Here is an 853-nt window from a genome sequence, read left to right as displayed (position 1 = left end):
TGACCTACGGGGTGGTGGTCGTCCCCAGCGCCACCATGATCGAATTCCTGCTGGTCGCCGGAGAACGAATCGGCTGCGAGGTGGTGGAGGAACTCACCCTGCAGACGCCGATCCTGCCTCGTGAGGACGACGAGATCGAACTCCAGGTGCTGGTGCAGGCGGCCGACGAATCCGGACGGCGACCGTTCGAATTCTATTTCCGCAGGTCCGGCGACACCGAATGGGCGCACCATGCGACCGGCGCGCTGGCCGCCCGCGCCGACGACGACTCCGCATTGCTGTCGCTGCTGCGGGAACGGGAATGGCCACCCGCCGATGCCGAAGTCCTGGACAGCGCACGGTTGCCCGAGCGGATCGCCAAGGACACCGGCCTCGAATACGGCCCCGCCTTCATCGGTGTGCGGGGGGCGTGGCAACGCGGCGATACGGTCTTCTCGGAACTCGTCCTGGATACCGATGCCGCACCGGAACCGGGACGGCACGAACTCCATCCGGCCCTGCTGGATCTGGTGATGCACGCCGGCTTCGCCCGCCTGCTGTGCGGCGACGACGCCGACCCGAACACCGGTCAGCTGCTGTTCCGGTGGGGTGGGGCGCGGTTCCACAAATCCGGCGCGGACGGCGGCCGGTGGCCCGCGGAGGTGACCTCGCTGCGAGTGGTGGCGGTCGCGACCGGCGCACAGACCATATCGGTCGCGACCGTCGACCCGGAGGGCACCCCGATCATCTCCGTCGACGCGGTGGTGATGAGGTCCTACGACGTCAAGGAGTTTCGCAGCGGTCTCGTCCGCGACGAGGCGAACCTGTACCGGGTCCAGTGGGAAGCCGCCCCGGCGGGAACGGACGCCGCCCT

Annotated in this window: 1 protein-coding gene; it reads left to right on the top strand. The window is 68.8% G+C overall.

Going from position 1 to position 853, the window contains the following annotated elements; translation table 11 throughout:
- Window positions 1-853 (top strand): polyketide synthase dehydratase domain-containing protein (locus ON32_RS23410; RefSeq protein WP_040793181.1); only part of this gene is annotated, 853 nt, incomplete at both ends.

The organism is Nocardia paucivorans NBRC 100373, from assembly GCF_000308675.1.
GTDB classification, from domain to species: Bacteria; Actinomycetota; Actinomycetes; order Mycobacteriales; family Mycobacteriaceae; genus Nocardia; species Nocardia paucivorans.
The sequence above is the reverse complement of the archived record's forward strand: the minus strand, read 5'-3'. Positions and strand labels throughout refer to the sequence as shown.